At 71.2% G+C, this 17,886-nt stretch carries 13 protein-coding genes; 7 read left to right on the top strand and 6 right to left on the bottom strand.

Annotated features, from left to right (window positions below):
• Positions 1–24 precede the first annotated feature (24 nt).
• Positions 25–1,737, top strand: a complete 1,713-nt coding sequence (locus tag MBA17_RS13125; protein ID WP_238496684.1) for a hypothetical protein — start codon at positions 25–27, stop codon at positions 1,735–1,737.
• Positions 1,738–1,952: 215 nt separating this feature from the next.
• Positions 1,953–2,936, top strand: a complete 984-nt coding sequence (locus MBA17_RS13120) for a BtrH N-terminal domain-containing protein (protein ID WP_238496683.1) — start codon at positions 1,953–1,955, stop codon at positions 2,934–2,936.
• A 201-nt stretch (positions 2,937–3,137) separates the two neighbouring features.
• Here MBA17_RS13120 and MBA17_RS13115 read toward each other — a convergent pair whose 3' ends face one another.
• Genes MBA17_RS13115 through MBA17_RS13100 form a run of 4 tightly spaced genes read right to left on the bottom strand, consistent with a single transcriptional unit; the run spans position 3,138 to position 8,816 of the window.
• Positions 3,138–4,298, bottom strand: coding sequence for an acyl-CoA dehydrogenase family protein (locus tag MBA17_RS13115; RefSeq protein ID WP_455432751.1), 1,161 nt, complete (start codon positions 4,296–4,298; stop codon positions 3,138–3,140).
• Positions 4,295–5,227, bottom strand: a complete 933-nt coding sequence (locus tag MBA17_RS13110) for a hydroxymethylglutaryl-CoA lyase (RefSeq protein ID WP_238496681.1) — start codon at positions 5,225–5,227, stop codon at positions 4,295–4,297. Before MBA17_RS13110 ends, MBA17_RS13115 begins: the two co-directional genes overlap by 4 nt.
• A complete protein-coding gene (locus tag MBA17_RS13105) occupies positions 5,224–7,218 on the bottom strand; it encodes an acetyl/propionyl/methylcrotonyl-CoA carboxylase subunit alpha (RefSeq protein WP_238496680.1) in 1,995 nt (664 codons plus the stop codon). The genes MBA17_RS13110 and MBA17_RS13105 overlap by 4 nt, the downstream gene beginning before the upstream one ends.
• Before the next feature lie 5 nt (positions 7,219–7,223).
• Positions 7,224–8,816 carry a carboxyl transferase domain-containing protein gene (locus MBA17_RS13100; protein ID WP_238496679.1) on the bottom strand — a complete coding sequence of 531 codons (1,593 nt, stop codon included), beginning with the start codon at positions 8,814–8,816 and terminating at the stop codon, positions 7,224–7,226.
• A 124-nt stretch (positions 8,817–8,940) separates the two neighbouring features.
• Here MBA17_RS13100 and MBA17_RS13095 point away from each other — a divergent pair, with 124 nt between their 5' ends.
• Positions 8,941–9,537, top strand: coding sequence for an SACE_7040 family transcriptional regulator (locus tag MBA17_RS13095; RefSeq protein WP_238496678.1), 597 nt, complete (start codon positions 8,941–8,943; stop codon positions 9,535–9,537).
• 163 nt (positions 9,538–9,700) lie between these two features.
• On the opposite strand, the gene MBA17_RS13090 is transcribed toward MBA17_RS13095, so the two are convergent.
• Positions 9,701–10,960 (bottom strand): hypothetical protein, encoded by a 1,260-nt coding sequence (locus MBA17_RS13090; RefSeq protein WP_238496677.1) that lies wholly within the window; start codon positions 10,958–10,960, stop codon positions 9,701–9,703.
• Between the two features lie 308 nt (positions 10,961–11,268).
• On the opposite strand from MBA17_RS13090, the gene MBA17_RS13085 reads away from it, so the two are divergent.
• A complete protein-coding gene (locus MBA17_RS13085; RefSeq protein WP_238496676.1) occupies positions 11,269–13,485 on the top strand; it encodes a thiamine pyrophosphate-dependent enzyme in 2,217 nt (738 codons plus the stop codon).
• Between the two features lie 34 nt (positions 13,486–13,519).
• Here MBA17_RS13085 and MBA17_RS13080 read toward each other — a convergent pair whose 3' ends face one another.
• Complete coding sequence (locus tag MBA17_RS13080; RefSeq protein WP_238496675.1) at positions 13,520–14,659, bottom strand: magnesium and cobalt transport protein CorA; 1,140 nt, start codon at positions 14,657–14,659, stop codon at positions 13,520–13,522.
• 136 nt (positions 14,660–14,795) lie between these two features.
• On the opposite strand from MBA17_RS13080, the gene MBA17_RS13075 reads away from it, so the two are divergent.
• From MBA17_RS13075 to MBA17_RS13065, 3 genes are all read left to right on the top strand, one after another.
• Positions 14,796–15,518, top strand: coding sequence for a M50 family metallopeptidase (locus MBA17_RS13075; protein ID WP_238496674.1), 723 nt, complete (start codon positions 14,796–14,798; stop codon positions 15,516–15,518).
• Between the two features lie 55 nt (positions 15,519–15,573).
• Positions 15,574–16,947: a serine/threonine-protein kinase gene (locus MBA17_RS13070; RefSeq protein WP_238496673.1), complete on the top strand. Its 1,374-nt coding sequence runs from the start codon at positions 15,574–15,576 to the stop codon at positions 16,945–16,947.
• A gap of 132 nt (positions 16,948–17,079) precedes the next feature.
• On the top strand, positions 17,080–17,796 hold the full coding sequence (locus tag MBA17_RS13065) for a lytic polysaccharide monooxygenase (RefSeq protein ID WP_238496672.1): 717 nt from the start codon (positions 17,080–17,082) through the stop codon (positions 17,794–17,796).
• The last annotated feature ends 90 nt before the right edge of the window (positions 17,797–17,886 follow it).

Here is a 17,886-nt window from a genome sequence, read left to right as displayed (position 1 = left end):
CTCTGGGGAGGTTGCGGTCTGCCGATGGACGCCGAGTCATCGATCTGCCTGAGCGATCTGGTTCCGGCTCTGCGCTGGAGCCGGCCCAAGCAGGTTGCCGAAGTACTGGCCGACCCCCGACTGCCCACCGGCTGGTGGGCCTCTGTGGCGCTGCCACGCGCCATGGCCGTGATGGGAATGGACTGGCTCTGCGACCGGCTGTCCCGCCTGTCGCTCACCCGGTGGGACCACCTCGCACTGACCGACGTGCTGCCCGCCTTGCAGGTGCACGCGGCCGATCCGGCGTTGCCCGGTTGGCCCGCGCCCGCCCGCTCGGTCGTCGCGGCGCTCGGCGGATGGTCGCACGTCACCCGGCTCACCCCTGGCGACCTGGCCGCCCCTGGCGGCGCGGCCCCGCCGGAGGCCGTGGTGTCCGCTGTCTTCCGCGAGGTGCTGAGCCGGATCCCGGCCCACCGCTCCGCGGCGGGCGCGCCCGCCGCCACGACCCAGACCCAGACCCAGCCTCAGACCGCCGTGCCGCACCCGCCTGCCCCCGCGCAGGTCCCGCGGCAACCGCAGCCCGGACGCGCGCCGGCCCAGCCGCCGCAGCCCGCTCAGGCGCAACCGCCGGCGACCGCCCCTCAGCCCGCCGTCGCGCCCGCCGCGTCCACCGAGTTCCCGCTGGTCGGGCTGGTGGACGGGATGTTCCGCGAATGGCAGCCGCTGGAGCGGGCCGTGGCCGTCGAGCGGCTGTTCGCGGCCGACCCGATCAGCCTCCGCACCCTGGCGCACCGGCTCGACGTGGACCGCGAGGTCCTCTCCCTCGCCCAGCGCAGCGCCGAGGAGCGGGTCCTGCACTGGCTCCGCTCTCCCGCGTCCTCCGCCCTCACCGGCCACCTGTTCCGGCTCACCGAGTGGCTGGGCGCGGCGGCGACTCAGGAGCAGCTGATCGGGGCCGATCCCGCGCACCCGATCGAGGTGCCCGTCCTGCGCACCTCCTTGTGGCGGGTCCTGGTCACCCTGATGCCCGACCGCCGCCTCCAGGACGGCTGGCTGGTGGTCGGCGACCTCGGCGGGCTCCGCGAGCGCACCCGCCAGCTGCTGGCCGCCAACCAGGCGGGGGGCGACATGGTGGAGCTGCTCGGCCAGCTCGGCATCCGCTCGCATTCGGCCAGAGCGTGGATGGACGCGCTGCTGACCGCCCCGCCGGCCCAGGAGGCGGCGCAGCACGAACGGGGCGCCGAGACCGCCTCGGGCGCGTTCGCCGCGCAGACGCCGCTGCCCCGCCGTACGCCGGGGGCCAACGGTCATCCGCGCGGCGGGCAGCCGGTCCCGCAGGTCAGCACCGCCAGCATCGATCCGAGTGCGGCGCTCGCCACGTTGTCGGCGCTGTCCGGCAACGGCCGCACCCACCTGATGCCCGGCCAGCGCGCCGGAGCGCCCGCCACGCCTCCGCCGCCGCCGCCGAACCCCGCCTCCGACCCGAGGCGCTGGCAGCGGATCGACGTCACCAGCGAACACCTGCGTGGTGAGCCGGTCGCCGTGCCCGAGGGGTACGCGGCGCAGCTCGGCATGCGGCCCGGCACGCTGCTGTCCGTGACCGGGCCGGGTGACAACGCGGTGGTGCTGGTGTGGCGCGACCGCCAGCCCGTCTTCGACTCGCTCCAGCCGGTGCTGATGCGGCTCAACGCGCGGCCGGGCGACCAGGTCTACGTGACGGTGGACGGCTACCGCCTGGACGCCCAGCTGCCGAGCTGACGGGTGTCCATATCCTGTGCCCACAGCCGTGGGCACAGGACCCACCACGTCGAGGCCCCGGCCGACCTCAGGGCCGCCCGCCGGATGGAAGCCGGCACTCGCCGAGCCGGCCCCGGCGAGGTGAGGATCATGCGGCTGGACTCTCCCCCTGTGGGAGGCCTCATGCTACGCCTGACGATCCTGGTAGCCGGTCAAGGAAGTAGCGGGGAGAACGTATGCCCACCGTGCAGGACATCGAGGCTCGCGGCATGCAGCACTGCGAGACGACGGCGCTGGGGGTGCTGTTGCGGCATGAAGGGCTTGATCTGTCCGAGCCCATGCTGTTCGGGCTGGGCTCGGGCCTGTCCTTCATCTATTGGGACAGCAAGGGGATGGCGTTCCCCTTTCTCGGAGGTCGCGTCAAGCCCTTCGAGCTCACCAGGAACCTGGCTGTCAGGCTGGGGCTGACATTGCTGGTCGAGGAGACCACCTCGCCGCGCAAGGCGTGGGAGAACGTGGCCGCCCCCATCGATGCCGGTCGGCCGGTCGGCCTTCAGCTCGACTGCTATCACCTGGAGTACTTCCGGTCCAAGGTGCACTTCGGCGGCCATGTCGTCGCCATGTACGGCTACGACGAGCACGACGTCTACCTGGTGGACACCGGCCAGCAGGGAGGAGCGGTGCGCACCAGCAGGGTCAGCCTGGCCATGGCGCGGACCGAACGCGGCCCGATGACCGCCAGAAACCGATCCTTCACCATCACCCTGCCGGAGCACCCGCCTCGCTGGCAGGACCAGATCGTCCCCGCCATCAGGGACTGCGCCGACGCCTTCCTCGCCGCCCCCATCGCGAACCTGGGCCACCGCGGCATCGAGAAAGCCGCCGAACAGGTGCCCAAATGGCTGGCGCGCGTCGGCAACCCGCAGCAGGACCTACCGCAAGCCGCCCTCTTGATGGAGAAAGCGGGCACCGGCGGTGCCTTGTTTCGCGCCCTCTATCGCGACTTCCTCGGCGAGTGCCTCCAGCTGATCGACGACAGCGGCCTCCGCGCCGGTCACAAGCTGTACGCCGAGGCCGCCACCCTGTGGACGGACGTGGCCACCTTGATCACGAAGGCTGGAGAGGACGGCGATGTGGGGCATCTCGAACAGGCCCGCGTCATTCTCCACGATCTTTCGCGCATCGAGAGGGATGCCATGCAGGTGCTGCGTCAGTTGTAGCTCTACCCGGATCGTCCCCACCGGCAAGCTCATCCTGGACGCGCCGGCCGGCATCCGGCTGATCCCGGGTGCCGGCCGGTCACCCCCGACCGTCCCGCAGCCCACCGATCTTCAACTCCTGGATCTCCTTAGACCTCCGCTGAGGATCGCTCACATGCGGAAACGGGGCCGGCGGATCACCGGACGGGGTGAGAGCACCCGTCACAGGTCGGCGAGTCCCAGTTCACGGGCGATCAGGAGACGTTGGACCTCGCTGGTGCCCTCGCCGATCTCCAGGATCTTGGCGTCGCGGTAGAACCTGCCGACCGGGAACTCGTTCATGAAGCCGTAGCCGCCGAAGATCTGGGTGGCCGCCCGCGCGTTGTCCATGGCGGCGTCGCCGGCGACCAGTTTGGCGATGGCCGCCTCCTTCTTGAAGGGCAGGCCGGAGAGCATCCGCTCGGCCGCGTGGTGGTAGGCCAGCCTGGCGGTGTGGGTCCTGACCTCCATGTCGGCGATCTTGAACTGAATGGCCTGGTAGTGGCCGATCGGGTGGCCGAACGCCCGCCGCTCGCGCACGTAGCGGAGCGACTCGTCGACGCAGCCCTGGGCCAGCCCGACGGCGAGCGCCGCGATCGCGATCCTGCCCTCGTCGAGGGTCTGCAGGAACTGCGCGTAGCCCCGGCCGCGCTCGCCCAGCAGGTTGGCGGCGGGGACCCGGCAGTCGGCGAAGGACAGTTCGCGGGTGTCGGAGGCGGACCAGCCGACCTTGGAGTACTTCTTGGAGACGGTGAAGCCGGGCGTGCCCGAGGGGACCAGGATGGTGGAGATCTCCGGCTTGCCGGCCGCCGTGGTCCCGGTGATGGCGGCCACGCCGACGACTCCGGTGATGTCGGTGCCCGAGTTGGTGATGAACGCCTTCGTGCCGTTGATCACCCATTCGCCGCCGTCGAGCGTGGCGGTGGTCCGCATCCCGCCGGGCACGTCGGTGCCGCCGCCGGGCTCGGTCAGGCCGAAGGCGCCCAGCATCTCGCCGGAGGTGAGCCGGGGCAGCCAGGTCGCCCGCTGCTCCGCCGTACCGAAGCGGTAGATGGGCATCGCGCCGAGCGACACCGCCGCCTCCACGGTGATCGACACGCTGGAGTCGACCCGGGCCAGTTCCTCGAGAACGAGGCAGAGGGCGAAGTAGTCGCCGCCCATGCCGCCGTACTCCTCGGGGATCGGCAGGCCGAAGAGCCCCATGGCGCCCATCTGCCTGACGATCTCGTAGGGGAACTCCTCGCGCTCGTAGTAGTCGCCGATGACGGGGGCGACCACGTCGCGGGCGAACCCCTGCACGGTCTTGCGCAGTGCTTCGTACTCGTCGGTGAGCTTCATGATCATTCCTTCGCGAGGGCCTGGACGACGCGGGAAGGGCTGGGACGGCCGAGCCGTTCGGCGACCCAGACACTGGTGGCGGCGAGCGAGCCGAGGTCCACGCCGGTCTCGATGCCGAGGCCGTGCAGCATCCAGACCAGGTCCTCGGTGGCGAGGTTGCCCGTCGCCGACTGGGCGTAGGGGCAGCCGCCGATCCCCCCGGCCGAGGCGTCCACCACGGTCACCCCGGCGGTCAGCGCCGCGAGGGTGTTCGCCAGCGCCTGGCCGTAGGTGTCGTGGAAGTGCACGGCGAGCCGGCCTGCGCCGATCCCCCGGGCGTCGAACGCGGCGATCAGAGCGGCGACGTGGCCCGGGGTGCCGACGCCGATCGTGTCGCCGAGCGACAGCTCGTAACAGCCGAGGTCGAGCAGGCGGGCGCCCACGTCGACGACCTGGGCAGGCGGCGTCGGCCCCTCCCACGGGTCGCCGAAGCACATCGAGACGTACGCCCTGACCTTGATCCCTTCTTGGAGGGCCCGGGAGACCACCGGGGCGAACATCTCGATCGAGCCGGCGACGCTGCGGTTCAGGTTGCGCTGCGCGAACGTCTCGGTGGCGCTGCCGAAGATCGCGATCTCGGTGACCCCGTGTTCCAGCGCCCGGTCCAGGCCCCGCTCGTTGGGCACCAGCACGGGGTAGCGGACGCCGGGCACCCTCGGCATCCGTGTCAGGAGCTCCCCCGCGTCGGCGAGCTGCGGCACCCACCGGGGATGCACGAAGCTGGTCGCCTCGATCGTGGTCAGCCCCGCCTCGGCCAGCCGCGCGATCAGCTCTGCCTTCACCTCGACGGGGACGACGGCCGACTCGTTCTGCAGACCGTCGCGGGGGCTCACCTCGTAGATCGTGACCCGTTCCGGCAGCCCGTCCGCCGGAACCTCGTACGGCACGCGCATCATGCCCCTTCCTCCTCCGGACGCACCACGGCGAGCACGGCGTCCATGTCGACGGGCCGGCCCGCCCGCGCGCTCAGTTCGGCGATCACGCCGCCGACCGGGGCGGTCACGGTGTGCTCCATCTTCATCGCCTCCACGACCAGCAACGGCTGGCCCGGCGCGACCCGCTCCCCCGGCGACACCTTCACCACCAGGACGGTTCCCGGCATCGGGCTCCGCACCACCCCGTCCCCCGCGTGTCCCGCGCCCAGCCGGTCGCCGGGATCGCCGAGGAGGTGCCGTTTCAGCGACCAGGTCTCACCGTCCCTGCCCAGCCAGACGGTGTCACCGTCGCGGGCGGCGGCGTAGTGGCGGGTGACTCCGCCCAGCGTCACCAGGAAACCACTCCCGTCCGGGACGAGCCGGGCATCCTGGACGGCTGAGCCCGGCGGGAGGCGTACCTCGGCCCCGGTGAGCGGGAGTCCTCGCACCTCTGCCTCCATCACCTCGCCCCGGCTCTCCAGCCGCCAGGTCGTCCACGCGTGTTCGCCCAGCCGCCAGCCGTCCGCGATCTCCCAGGGGGAGGAGCCCGAGTCGTGCAGGACCATGGCGGCGGCGGCCAGGACGTCGGGGGGAACCTCGGCGGTTCCCGCCAGATCGTCGAGGTGGCGTTCGACCAGGGTGGTGTCCAGGTCTCCCGCGCGGACGGCGGGATGCCGGAGGAGCGCGCGCAGGAAGGGGACGTTGGTGGTGATCCCGAGGATCATCGTCTCGGACAGCGCCCGGGTGAGGGCCCGCAACGCGCCCTCCCGGTCCGGCGCCCAGGCGATGACCTTGGCGAGCATCGGGTCGTACCCGGTCCCCACGACGCCCCCCGCCATGAGACCGGAGTCGACCCTGACGATCGGCCCGCCGGATCGCACCGCCCCGCCTTTCGGCGACGCGTCGCCGTCGGCGGGGAACCGGACGGCGAGCAGCGGGCCGGCGGTGGGCAGGAAGGAGCGGGCGGGATCCTCCGCGTAGACGCGGGCCTCGACGGCGTGGCCGGTGAGCCGGACGTCCCGCTGGGTGATGGGGAGGACGGCGCCGGCGGCGACCTGGAGCTGGAGTTCGACCAGGTCGAGGCCGGTGACGAGTTCGGTGACCGGGTGCTCGACCTGGAGGCGGGTGTTCATCTCCATGAAGTGATATTCGCCGGTGGCACCGTCGACGATGAACTCGACGGTGCCCGCGCCGGTGTAGCCGACCGAGCGGGCTGCCTCCACGGCGGCCGCGCCCATCCGTTCCCTGGTCGGGGGGTCCAGCAGCGGGGAGGGAGCCTCCTCGACGATCTTCTGGTGCCGGCGCTGCAGGCTGCACTCGCGCTCGCCCAGGTGGACCACGTTGCCGTGGGCGTCGGCGAGGACCTGGATCTCGATGTGCCTCGGCCCGGCCACGAACCGCTCGACGAGCAGGGTCCCGTCGCCGAACGCGGCCAGCGCGCCGCGCCGGGCGGACTCGATCGCCGCGGGCAGTTCGGCGGCGGCCCGCACCACGACCATGCCCTTGCCGCCGCCCCCGGCCGACGGCTTGATCAGGACGGGGAAACCGACCCGGTGCGCGGCCTCGGCCAGGTCGTCGTCGGGCTCGGCGCCGCCGGGCACCACGGGCACCCCGGCGGCCGACACCGTCGCCTTGGCCTGGATCTTGTCGCCCATGGCCTCGATGGCCGAGGGCGGCGGCCCGACGAAGACCAGGCCGGCCTCGGCGCACCGCCGGGCGAAGGCCGCGTTCTCGGCGAGGAAGCCGTAACCGGGGTGGACCGCCTGCGCGCCGGTGGCCAGCGCGGCGGCCACGATGGCGTCCATGTCGAGGTAGCCGGGCACGCTCACGGCGAGGTCGGCCGCGCGCACGTGCCGGGCTCCCGCGTCGGCCGCCGTGTGCACGGCCACCGCGCGAACCCCCAGCCGGCGCAGCGTACGGCTGACGCGGACCGCGATCTCGCCCCGGTTGGCGATGAGCACCGTTTCGAACATCTCACTCACATCCGGAAGACGCCGTAGCCGACGGGTTCGAGGGGGGCGTTCGCCACGGCGCCCAGGGCGAGGCCGAGCACGGTCCGGGTGTCGAGGGGATCGATCACGCCGTCGTCCCACAGCCGGGCGGTGGAGTAGTAGGGGTTGCCCTGGCGCTCGTACTGCTCGCGGATGGGCGCCTTGAACGCCTCCTCCTGCTCGGCCGTCATCCCCGGGCGCACGGTGGCGAGCACGTTCGCCGCCTGCTCGCCGCCCATCACCGAGATCCTGGCGTTCGGCCACATCCACAGGAAGCGCGGGGAGTAGGCCCGCCCGGCCATCGCGTAGTTGCCCGCGCCGAACGAGCCGCCGATGACGACGGTCAGCTTGGGCACCCGCGCGCAGGCGACGGCGGTCACCATCTTGGCCCCGTGCTTGGCGATCCCGCCCGCCTCGTACGCCTTGCCGACCATGAACCCGCTGATGTTCTGCAGGAAGACCAGCGGGATGCTCCGCCGGTCGCACAGCTCGATGAAGTGCGCGCCCTTGAGCGCGGACTCGCCGAACAGGATGCCGTTGTTCGCGATGACGCCCACCGGGTGCCCGTGGATCCTGGCGAACCCGGTGACGAGCGTCGCGCCGTACTCGGCCTTGAACTCGAGGAACCGGCTGCCGTCGACGATCCGCGCGATGACCTCGTGCACGTCGTACGGCGTGCGGCTGTCGGGCGGGACGATGCCGTACAGGTCGCGGGGATCGTGCGCGGGCGCCTCCCCCTCGGTGACCTCCCACGGCACGGGGGACCTCGGCCCGAAGGTGGCCACGATGTCGCGGACGATGGCCAGGGCGTGGGTGTCGTCCTCGGCGAGGTGGTCGGTGACGCCGCTGGTGCGGGCGTGCAGGTCGCCACCGCCGAGCTCCTCGGCGGTGACCTCCTCACCGGTCGCGGCCTTCACCAGGGGCGGGCCGCCGAGGAAGATCGTGCCCTGGCCGCGCACGATGACGGCCTCGTCGCTCATCGCGGGGACGTAGGCGCCCCCCGCCGTGCAGGAGCCGAGCACCGCGGCGATCTGCGGGATGCCCCTGGCCGACATGGTGGCCTGGTTGTAGAAGATCCGGCCGAAGTGCTCGCGGTCGGGGAAGACGTCGTCCTGTTCCGGGAGGAACGCGCCGCCGGAGTCGACCAGGTAGACGCAGGGCAGGTGGTTGTGGAGGGCCACCTCCTGGGCGCGCAGGTGCTTCTTGACCGTGATCGGGAAGTAGGTGCCGCCCTTGACGGTCGCGTCGTTGGCGACGACCACGACCTCACGGCCGTCGACCCGGCCGATGCCGGTGATGATGCCGGCGGCCGGGGCCTCGTCGCCGTACATTCCGGTGGCGGCCAGCGGCGACAGCTCCAGGAAGCGGGAGCCGGGGTCGAGCAGCGCGTCGACCCTGTCCCTGGGCAGCAGCTTGCCGCGCTCGACGTGGCGGGCGCGGGACCGCTCCGGGCCGCCCTTCGCGGCCGTCGCGAGGCGCTCCCGCAGCTCGGCGACCAGGCCCTCGTTCGCCTCGGCGGTGCGTTTGAACACCTCCGCGCCGGGGTCGGCGGCGGTCGCCAGCACCGGCCCGGCGCTCATCCCGCGCCTCCGTCCGGACGGCCGGTCTCGTCGGCTCGCACGCGCACTCGTCCCCTCATCTCGGTCCTCGCGGGCGACTGCTCGCTGGGACCAATGTTAGTAATCATTAACGTCACCGTCTACCATGGACGGTGTGACGACCACTTCGGCCCCTACCCGCGATCGAAGGTCGCGGCGCACCGGGATCCTCGACGCCGCCTCCCGGCTGTTCGCGGCCCGGGGCTTCCACGGCGTCTCCATCGAGGACATCGGCGCGGCGGTCGGGGTCTCGGGGCCGGCGCTCTACCGGCACTTCGCCGGCAAGGAGGCATTGCTGGCCGAGATGCTGCTCGACGTCAGCGAGCGGCTGCGCACCTCCGGGGCCACCTGCGCGACCACCGCCGCCGGCCCGGACGAGGCGCTGGACGCTCTGGTCAGGGGACACATCGCGTTCGCGCTCGGCCATCCCGCGCTGATCGTGGTGCACGACAGGGAACTGGACAACGTGCCGGAGCCCGACCGGCGGCGGATCCGCCGGCTCCAGCGGCTCTACCTGGAGGAGTGGGTGACCGTGCTCAGCGAGCTGCACCCCTCGTGCCCGCCGCCCCGCCTGCGCGCCGCCGTACACGCGGTGCTCGGCCTGCTCAACTCCACCCCGCACAGCGCGGGAGAGCTCGCCCCCGAGGACATGGCGGCGCTCCTGCACCGCCTCGCCCTGTCCGCCTTGGTTAGCGTCTACTAACGCTGCAGTACGGCAGGCCGCCGCCGGCGACGGGCGGTCCCGGGTTCCATCTACCGGCCTCCAGGCGGGCCGGCGCGGAAATCGTCAGGATTCAGCAGATCGGGCCGGCCCCCTTACAGGCAGGCCGGCCCGATCTCGTTCGTCCCTGGGTTTCAGGAAACCCTTAGCGCTTCACGCGCACGTAGTCACTCTTGCTGGAGGACCCGTAGGCGTCCTCGTCACCCTTGAACACCAGTTTCCAGGTGCCCGACCGCTTGGCCGTGGTCTTGGTGTAGATCTTGCCGCTGCCCGTGGACCAGGTCGACTTCACCCAGTACCACTTGCCGGAGCCGGCGGGCTTGAAGTAGAGCCGGACCTTGGCCCGGTGGCCGTCCCAGCTCCAGCCCTCGTCGACCTGGAGTTTGCCCTTGAACCGCAGCGTCTTGCCACGCTTGGCCGGCTCGTAGTAGGCGTTGAACTTGGTGATCCGGCTGTCCGCCCGGTCCGGCGTGGGCGGCGGGGTCGGGTCGGAGACGCGGACGTAGTCGGTGCCGCTGGTCGAACCCCGGACGCCGTCCCTGCCTTCGTACTCGGCCTTCCACCAGCCCGACCGGGAGGCGGTCACGGACTCGCGGAACCGGCCGTCCGAATCGGTGTGGTCGGAGTCCACGTGCTCCCACCTGCTGGACCCGTGGGCCTTGAACAGGAGCGAGACCCGCTGGCCGCCGTAGCCGTCCCAGCCGCGCCTGCCGTCGATCTGCAGCTCGCCGCGCAGGGTGAGGCGGTCACCGCGCTCGGCCGGCTCGGGTCCCGCGTCGAAGCCGACGATCCGGGTGTCGTTCGACCGGTGCCTGATGTCGACGCGGTCGGTGTCGCTCACCGAGCCCTTGGCTCCGCCGCCGCCGCCGAACTCGGCCCGCCACCAGCCGGTGGCCTCGGCCTTGACGCTCGCCCTGAACCAGCCGTTGTGGCCGGTCCTGTCAGTGGTGACGTGCCGGTAGGCGTCGGTCCCCTGCTCCCTGAAGGTGATCGTCACCGACTCGCCCCGGTATCCCGTCCAGCCGCCGCGGTCGATCTGCAGCCTGCCGGAGGTCTGGATGGTGTCGCCCTTGGAGACCAGGTCGGGCGAGGCGTTGAAGTCGACGATCCGGGTGTCGAGGACCTGCTTGACGACGAAGCTGCTGCTCTTGGAGTCAGAGGCGCCGCCCTCGCCGTGGGCGATGGCCTGGACGCTCCACCGTCCGTCCTTGCTCTTGGTGTCGAACTCCCTGGTCGCGGTCCACTTCGTCTCGCTGCCGTGCGGGTCCGACTTCAGGTCGAGGGACGTCCAGGTGCCCGTGCCGGGCGGCTTGATCTGCAGCTCGGCCTTGCCCGCCTCCTTGGTGATGACGGTGAACGTCGCGTCGACGTCCCCACCGCTCACCACGACGGGACTGGGATTCACCTGTATCTCGCCGACGGCGGGGGCCGCCGCCGCGGTAGCAGGTGGGGCCAGGGCCACAGCCCCGGCAGCCGTCGCCAATGCGACAACGACGACTCGAATGCGTTGCAACATGCGGGTGTCATCCTCCCGTAGGTCGGAACGCGGCTTGAGGGTGCCACGTCATGCCATTCCTTACAAGTAGACGTCTGGAAACGGTAAAGAGTTGTATAACCTGACAATCTGTCATTAATGATGTCGGAAAGGACGGCTCCGGGATGGATGTGAGTGGGCGGCAGACGGAGCACGGTTCATCGCGACATAATCGGCACGTGGCGCGCGACACTGTTGAGACGCATTTCACCGAGGCGGTTGCGGCACTGCAGGGGGGAGTTCCGCGGGACCCGGACCTGCCCGTCGCCGAGGGCACCGGCCTGACCGGGTACCGCTGTCTGGAGCTGTTCGACTACCAGGTCGGCAGCCGGTTGCTGGACATCGCCGCCCGGGTGCTCCGGGCGGACGGCCAGTCGTTCTACACGATCGGCTCGGCCGGGCACGAGGGCAACGCGGCGGTCGCCGCCGCCCTGCGGCCCACCGATCCGGCCCTGCTGCACTACCGGTCGGGCGCGTTCTACCTGACCCGGTCGGCGGCGGCCGGCCGGCTGTTCGAGGAGGGCCTGCGCGACGTGCTGCTCGGGCTCACCGCCTCGGCGGAGGAGCCCATCGCCGGCGGCAGGCACAAGGTGTTCGGCCATCCCGAGCTCGCGGTGCTCCCGCAGACCTCCACGATCGCGAGTCACCTCCCCCGGTCCGTCGGGGTGGCCTTCGCCATCGAGCGGGCCCGCAAACTGGACGTGCCGTGCGCGTGGCCGGCCGACTCGATCGCCGTGTGCAGCTTCGGTGACGCCTCCGCCAACCACGCCAGCGCGCTGTCCGGGATCAACACCGCCGTCTACGGCTCCCACCAGGGGCTGCCGATGCCGGTCCTGTTCGTCTGCGAGGACAACGGCCTCGGCATCAGCGTGCGCACCCCGGAGGACTGGGTGGAGAAGAGCCGCCACCCGGCGGTCGAATACCTCCGGGCCGACGGCAGCGACCTGATCGACGTCTACGAGACCGCGCTCCGGGCCGCGGAATACGTCCGCACCCACCGCACGCCCGCGTTGCTGCACGTCAAGACGGTCCGGCTGATGGGCCACGCCGGATCCGACGTGGAGTCGTCGTACCGCACCAAGCGCGAGATCGACGCCGGCCTGGCCCGCGACCCGCTGGTCGCCACCGCGGCCCTCCTCGTCCGAACGGGGCTGCGCACCGCCGACGAGGTGCTGGCGCGCTACGAGACCACCCGCGACCACGTGCTCAAGATGGCCGCCGAGACCGCCAGACGGCCACGGCTCGGCTCCGCGCAGGAGATCGTCGCGCCGCTCGCGCCGCGCCACCCCGACCAGGTCACCAGGACCGCCTCGGTCAGCGCCGGGCCCGCGGCCAGAAGCCGCGCCTTCGGCGGCCACCCGCCGGAGGACGAGGGCCCGCTGACCCTCTCCCAGTCGATCAACCGCACGCTCGCCGACGCCCTGGCCGCCGATCCCGGCATGCTGCTGTTCGGCGAGGACGTGGCGCGCAAGGGCGGCGTGTACGGCGTGACCCGCGGCCTGCAGAAGCGGTTCGGCGCCGAACGGGTCTTCGACACGCTCCTCGACGAGCAGGCGATCCTCGGCCTCGCCCTGGGCTCCGGCGTCTCGGGGCTGCTCCCCGTCCCCGAGATCCAGTACCTCGCCTACCTGCACAACGCGCTCGACCAGATCCGCGGCGAGGCGGCGACCATGTCGTTCTTCTCCCGCGGCGCGTTCCGGAACCCGATGGTGGTCAGGGTCGCCGGCTACGCCTATCAGAAGGGCTTCGGCGGCCACTTCCACAACGACAACTCCATCGCCGCCCTGCGCGACATCCCCGGCCTGGTCATCGCCTCCCCCGCCCGGCCCGACGACGCCGCCTCGATGCTGCGCACCTGCCTCGCGGCCGGCCGCGCCGACGGGACCGTGTCGGTGTTCCTCGAACCCATCGCGCTCTACAACACCCGTGACCTGTTCGACGAGGGTGACAACGGCTGGCTCGCGCCGTACGCGCCGCCCGCGCGCTGGGTGGAGACGCACGTGCCGCTCGGCCGGGCCCGCAGCTACGGCGACGGCCGTGACCTGACGATCGTGACCTTCGGCAACGGGGTGCGGATGAGCCTGCGCGCCGCCGTACGGCTGACCGCGGAGGGACACAGCTGCCGGGTCCTCGACCTGCGCTGGCTGGCTCCGCTGCCCACCGACGACCTGCTCCGGGCGGCCGAACTGACCGGCAGGGTGCTGATCGCCGACGAGACCCGCAGGACCGGCGGCGTGTCCGAGGGGATCATCGCCGAGCTGCTCGACGCCGGGTTCGGCGGGAAGATCTCCCGGGTCACCTCCCAGGACAGCTTCATCCCGCTCGGCGACGCGGCCGGCCACGTGCTGCTCTCCGAGGCGGATATCGAGAAGGCGGCCCGCAAGATGCTCGCGTGAGCGCGAGGCGAGTCGCTCGGGGTGAGCCGCGAGGTCAGAGCCAGTCGCGACGCTTGAAGATCACGTACAGGGTCACGCAGACTCCGGCCATCAGGAGGACCGCGAAGGGATAGCCGAACGTCCAGTGGGTTTCGGGCATGAAGTCGAAGTTCATCCCGTAGATCGTGCCGACGAGGGTGGGCGCGAACAGGATGGCGGCCCAGGCGGAGATCTTCTTGACCTCCTCGCTCTGCGCGAAGTTGGCCTCGTTGAGCTTCGTCATCTCCGCGTTCTGCGCCTGGCTGACCAGCGTGGAGTTGACGACGAGGATGTCCTGGAGCATCTGGCGGAGGCTGCCGACCCGCTCGTCGACCGTGATCGCGTGGTCGGCCACGTCGCGCAGGTAGCTCTGCAGTTCCTCGTCCACGCCGTACTTCTCGGAGCCGGCGATGAAGCCGTCGAGCATGGCGAGCAGCGGCCGGGTGGCCCGCTGGAACTCGATCACCTCGCGGGACAGCTCGTAGATGCGCCGGGAGACGGCCGGGTCGCCGCCGAACACCTGGACCTCGATCTCGTCGATGTCGTTCTGCAGGCCGCGCACGACCGGCGCGTAGCCGTCGACCACGGCGTCGAGGATGGCGTAGAGCACGGCCTGGGAGCCCTGGCGGAGCAGGTCGGGATCCGACTCCATCCGGCGGCGCACGGTGGACAGGTCGGGGGCCTCGCTGTGCCTGACGGTGATCACGAAGTTGGGCCCGACGAAGACGTGCAGCTCGCCGAAGTCGACCTCCTCCAGATCGTCGACGTAACGGGCGGCGCGCAGGACGACGAAGAGCATGTCGCCGTAGCGGTCGGCCTTGGGGCGCTGGTGGGCGACGATGGCGTCCTCGACGGACAGCTCGTGCAGCCCGAACTCCTCGGCGACCTCGGCCATCTCCCAGTCCTTCGGGCGGTAGAGCCCGATCCAGGCCAGGCCGCCGGGAGTGTTCTTCAACGTCTCGAAGGCGGCGGCGAGCGAGTCGGGGCTCGAAACACGGCGGCCGTCGACGTAGACGGCGCTGTCGATCACGCTCGGCCGGAACGTGTCCTCCTCCTCCCCACGCGGGTCCAGGAACCGCTCCGGAGGCGCCTCGTCCTGATGCCGTCCGGGAGATCGCAGAAAGGCGCGCACACCCCGAGTCCGTCGCTCCGCCATGGACACCCCCTCCGCTCAGACGTTATGAGTGTAGGTCGACAATTTGGCGGCATTACCGTCGCAGAACATCCAGAACCGTGACCGACCATAACCTCCGAGTCGCGGGATGGTCATCTTTCGGGCAAGCTGTAAGTCGATGGAGTCGCTCAACGAGGTGTGGGCCCACCTGACAACGGCCCAGCAGGATCCCCCCGACTGGGCGATCCTGCTGTCGGCCGCAGTGGCCCTGGTGGTGGTGCTTTCGACCGCCTCCTGGCATCTGTCACGCGGACTGATCACGATCGCCCACGAGGGCGGGCACGCGCTGGCCGCCGTGCTCACCCGCCGCAAGCTGCAGGGCATCAGGCTGCACTCCGACACCTCGGGAGTGACGCTCACCCGTGGCCGTCCCACCGGGCCCGGCATGATCCTCACCGCCCTGGCGGGCTACGTCGCGCCGTCGCTGCTCGGGCTGGGCGGCGCGTGGCTGGTGGCCGAGGGCTACATCACGATCCTGCTCTGGGGCGTGCTGGTGCTGCTCGCCTGCATGCTGCTGCTGATCCGGAACCTGTTCGGGGTGCTGTCGCTGGTGGTGACCGGGGGCGCGGTGTTCGCGCTGTCCTGGTTCGCGCCGCAGGAGGTGCAGGCGATCTGCGCGCACCTGGCCGTGTGGTTCCTGCTGCTCGGCGGGATACGGCCGATCATCGAGCTGCAGCGCAAGCGGCGCGGGGGGCGGGCGCCCGACTCCGACGCCGATCAGCTCGCGAGGCTCACCGTGCTCCCCGGCGGGCTCTATGTCCTGTTCTTCCTTCTTGTCGCGGGTGCCTCCCTGGTGGCCGGCGCCGTGCTCATGGTGCCCTGGCCGCTGAGTTTCACCTGAGCGATCTCCCCCGGCCCACTAGTATCAGCCGGAACGGGGACATAGGGGAGAACGGGTGCAACCAATCGAGGAGGCCCTCGGTTATCGCGTTCTTGATCAGGCCGGGCAGGGCGGGTTCGCCGTCGTCTACCGCGCCTACCAGGAACGTCTGGACCGGCAGGTGGCGCTCAAAGTGCTGTCCGTCGACAAGGTCGATCAGGGTACGCTGCGCAGGTTCCAGCGTGAGCTCCAGCTCACCGGGCGGCTGACCGGCCACCCCAACGTGGTGACCGTGTTCGACACCGGCACGACCAGGGCCGGCCGGCCGTACATCGCGATGGAGTTCTTCGAGGGCGGCTCGCTGCGCGACCGGCTGAGCCGTGAGGGGCCGCTGCCGGTGGCGGACGTGCTGCGCGCCGGGGTGAAGCTGGCGGGCGCGCTGTCCGCCGTGCACCAGGCGGGAGTGCTGCACGGCGACATCAAACCGCAGAACATCCTGATCTCGAAGTACGGCGAGCCGGCCATCGCCGACTTCGGCGTCGCGCGGGTCGTCGACATGGCCGAGGTCTCGGCCGCGGCCCACGCCTTCACTCCCCTGCACGCCGCCCCCGAGGTGCTGCGCGGCCAGCCGCACAGCGTCTCCTCCGATCTCTACTCCCTCGGCTCCACCCTCTACCACCTGCTCGCCGGGCAGCCCGCCTTCCACAATCCGGCCGACCCGTCGATCGCGCCGCTGATGCTCCGCGTGCTGAGTCGGCCGCCACCGCCCTTCAGCAGGCGTGACGTGCCCCCGGCGGTCTCCGAGGCGATCATGCGCGTGCTGGCGAAGCAGCCCGAGGAGAGGTACGGCACGGCACGGGAGTTCGCCCAGCGGCTCCAGGCCATCCAGATCGAGCTGGGCCTGCCCGCCACCGACATGGTGGGCGGCGACCTGCCGGGTGAGCCCAGCCGCGAGCACACGACGATGCCGCGCCCGCCCGCCGCCCCCCGTTCCCGGTTGCGCCTGCACCTGGTCGTGGGGATGGCCGTGGCGGGGCTGGCGGGCGCGGGCATCGGCGTGGCCCTCTTCGTCTCCGCGCAGGACGACCCCGTCACCGCACGTCCCACCGCGACCGCCGTGCCGTCCGGGGAGGCCGACGCGGTCGACCCCGCCGCCGTCAAGGCGCTCACCCCCCGCAACCTGAAGATCGCGGCCGACAACGGCGCCTCGATCACGCTCCGCTGGACCCTGCCCGCGAACGCCAAAAGGTTTCCCCTGGTGCTGCAGCGCGAGCCGGCCGACGGGCAGCAGACCACCGTGCTGGACCAGGGGTCCACGTCGACCCGCGTCTTCGGCCTCAAGCCCGACTCCGGCTACTGCTTCGTGCTGGGCGTTCCGCTGAGCATCGGCGAGAAGTCCACCACCGCCTGGTCCCGCCCCACCTGCATCCGCGGCGCCGTCGCGAACTGACGGGCGGGCCCGCACGGAGCCCGTGGCACGACACCGATCTTGACAACGGACCCGAATTATGATGACCAGAGGGATTTACTGTTAGGAAACTTTCTTTTATATTTGAGTGACCCCCAGCAAAAGGAGTCACCCATGCGAAGAACGATCACGTTCCTCTCGTTGGCGATACTCGCCATCGGGGCCTCGGTGTTCATCGCGTCGCCGGCCATGGCCCACGGCTACATCTCCTCCCCGCCGAGCCGGCAGGCGAACTGCGCACAGGGCCGGGTCGCGAACTGCGGCGACATCATCTACGAGCCGCAGAGCGTGGAAGGGCCCAAGGGCCAGCGGAACTGCCACGGTGGCGTCGGGCGGTTCGCCCAGCTCAACGACGAGAGCAGGGCGTGGCCGAGGGCCAGCGTCGGCAACTCGGTCACCTTCAACTGGGTGCTGACCGCCCGCCACGCCACCAGCACGTGGGAGTACTACATCGGCGGCACCCGGATCGCGTTGTTCAACGACGGAGGCAGGCAACCCGGAGCCACGGTCACGCACAACGTGAGCCTGGGCGGCAGGACCGGCCCGCAGAAGGTACTGGCGATCTGGAACATCGCGGACACCGCCATGGCCTTCTACTCCTGCGTCGACCTGCAGGTCGGCGGCGGAGGCGGCAACCCCGGCCCGACTCCCACCCCCACCCCGACCCCGACCGACCCGCCGGCACCGGGTGGCACCTGGGCCGCCGGCACCGCTTACCAGTCGGGCAGCCAGGTCACCTACGGCGGCGCGACCTACCGTTGCCTCCAGCCCCACACCGCGATCAGCGGCTGGGAGCCGCCGAACGTCCCGGCGCTCTGGCAGAGGCTGTGAGCTGACCCACCCGGCGGGCCCGTGTGTCGCGCGCGGGCTCGCCACCAGGTGGACGCGGCCGGTTCAGTCCGGCTCTCGGTCCGCGACGCA

Source organism: Dolomitihabitans soli (assembly GCF_022213955.1).
In the GTDB taxonomy this organism is placed as follows: Bacteria; Actinomycetota; Actinomycetes; order Streptosporangiales; family Streptosporangiaceae; genus Streptosporangium_A; species Streptosporangium_A soli.
This window is presented reverse-complemented; position numbering and strand designations above follow the sequence as displayed.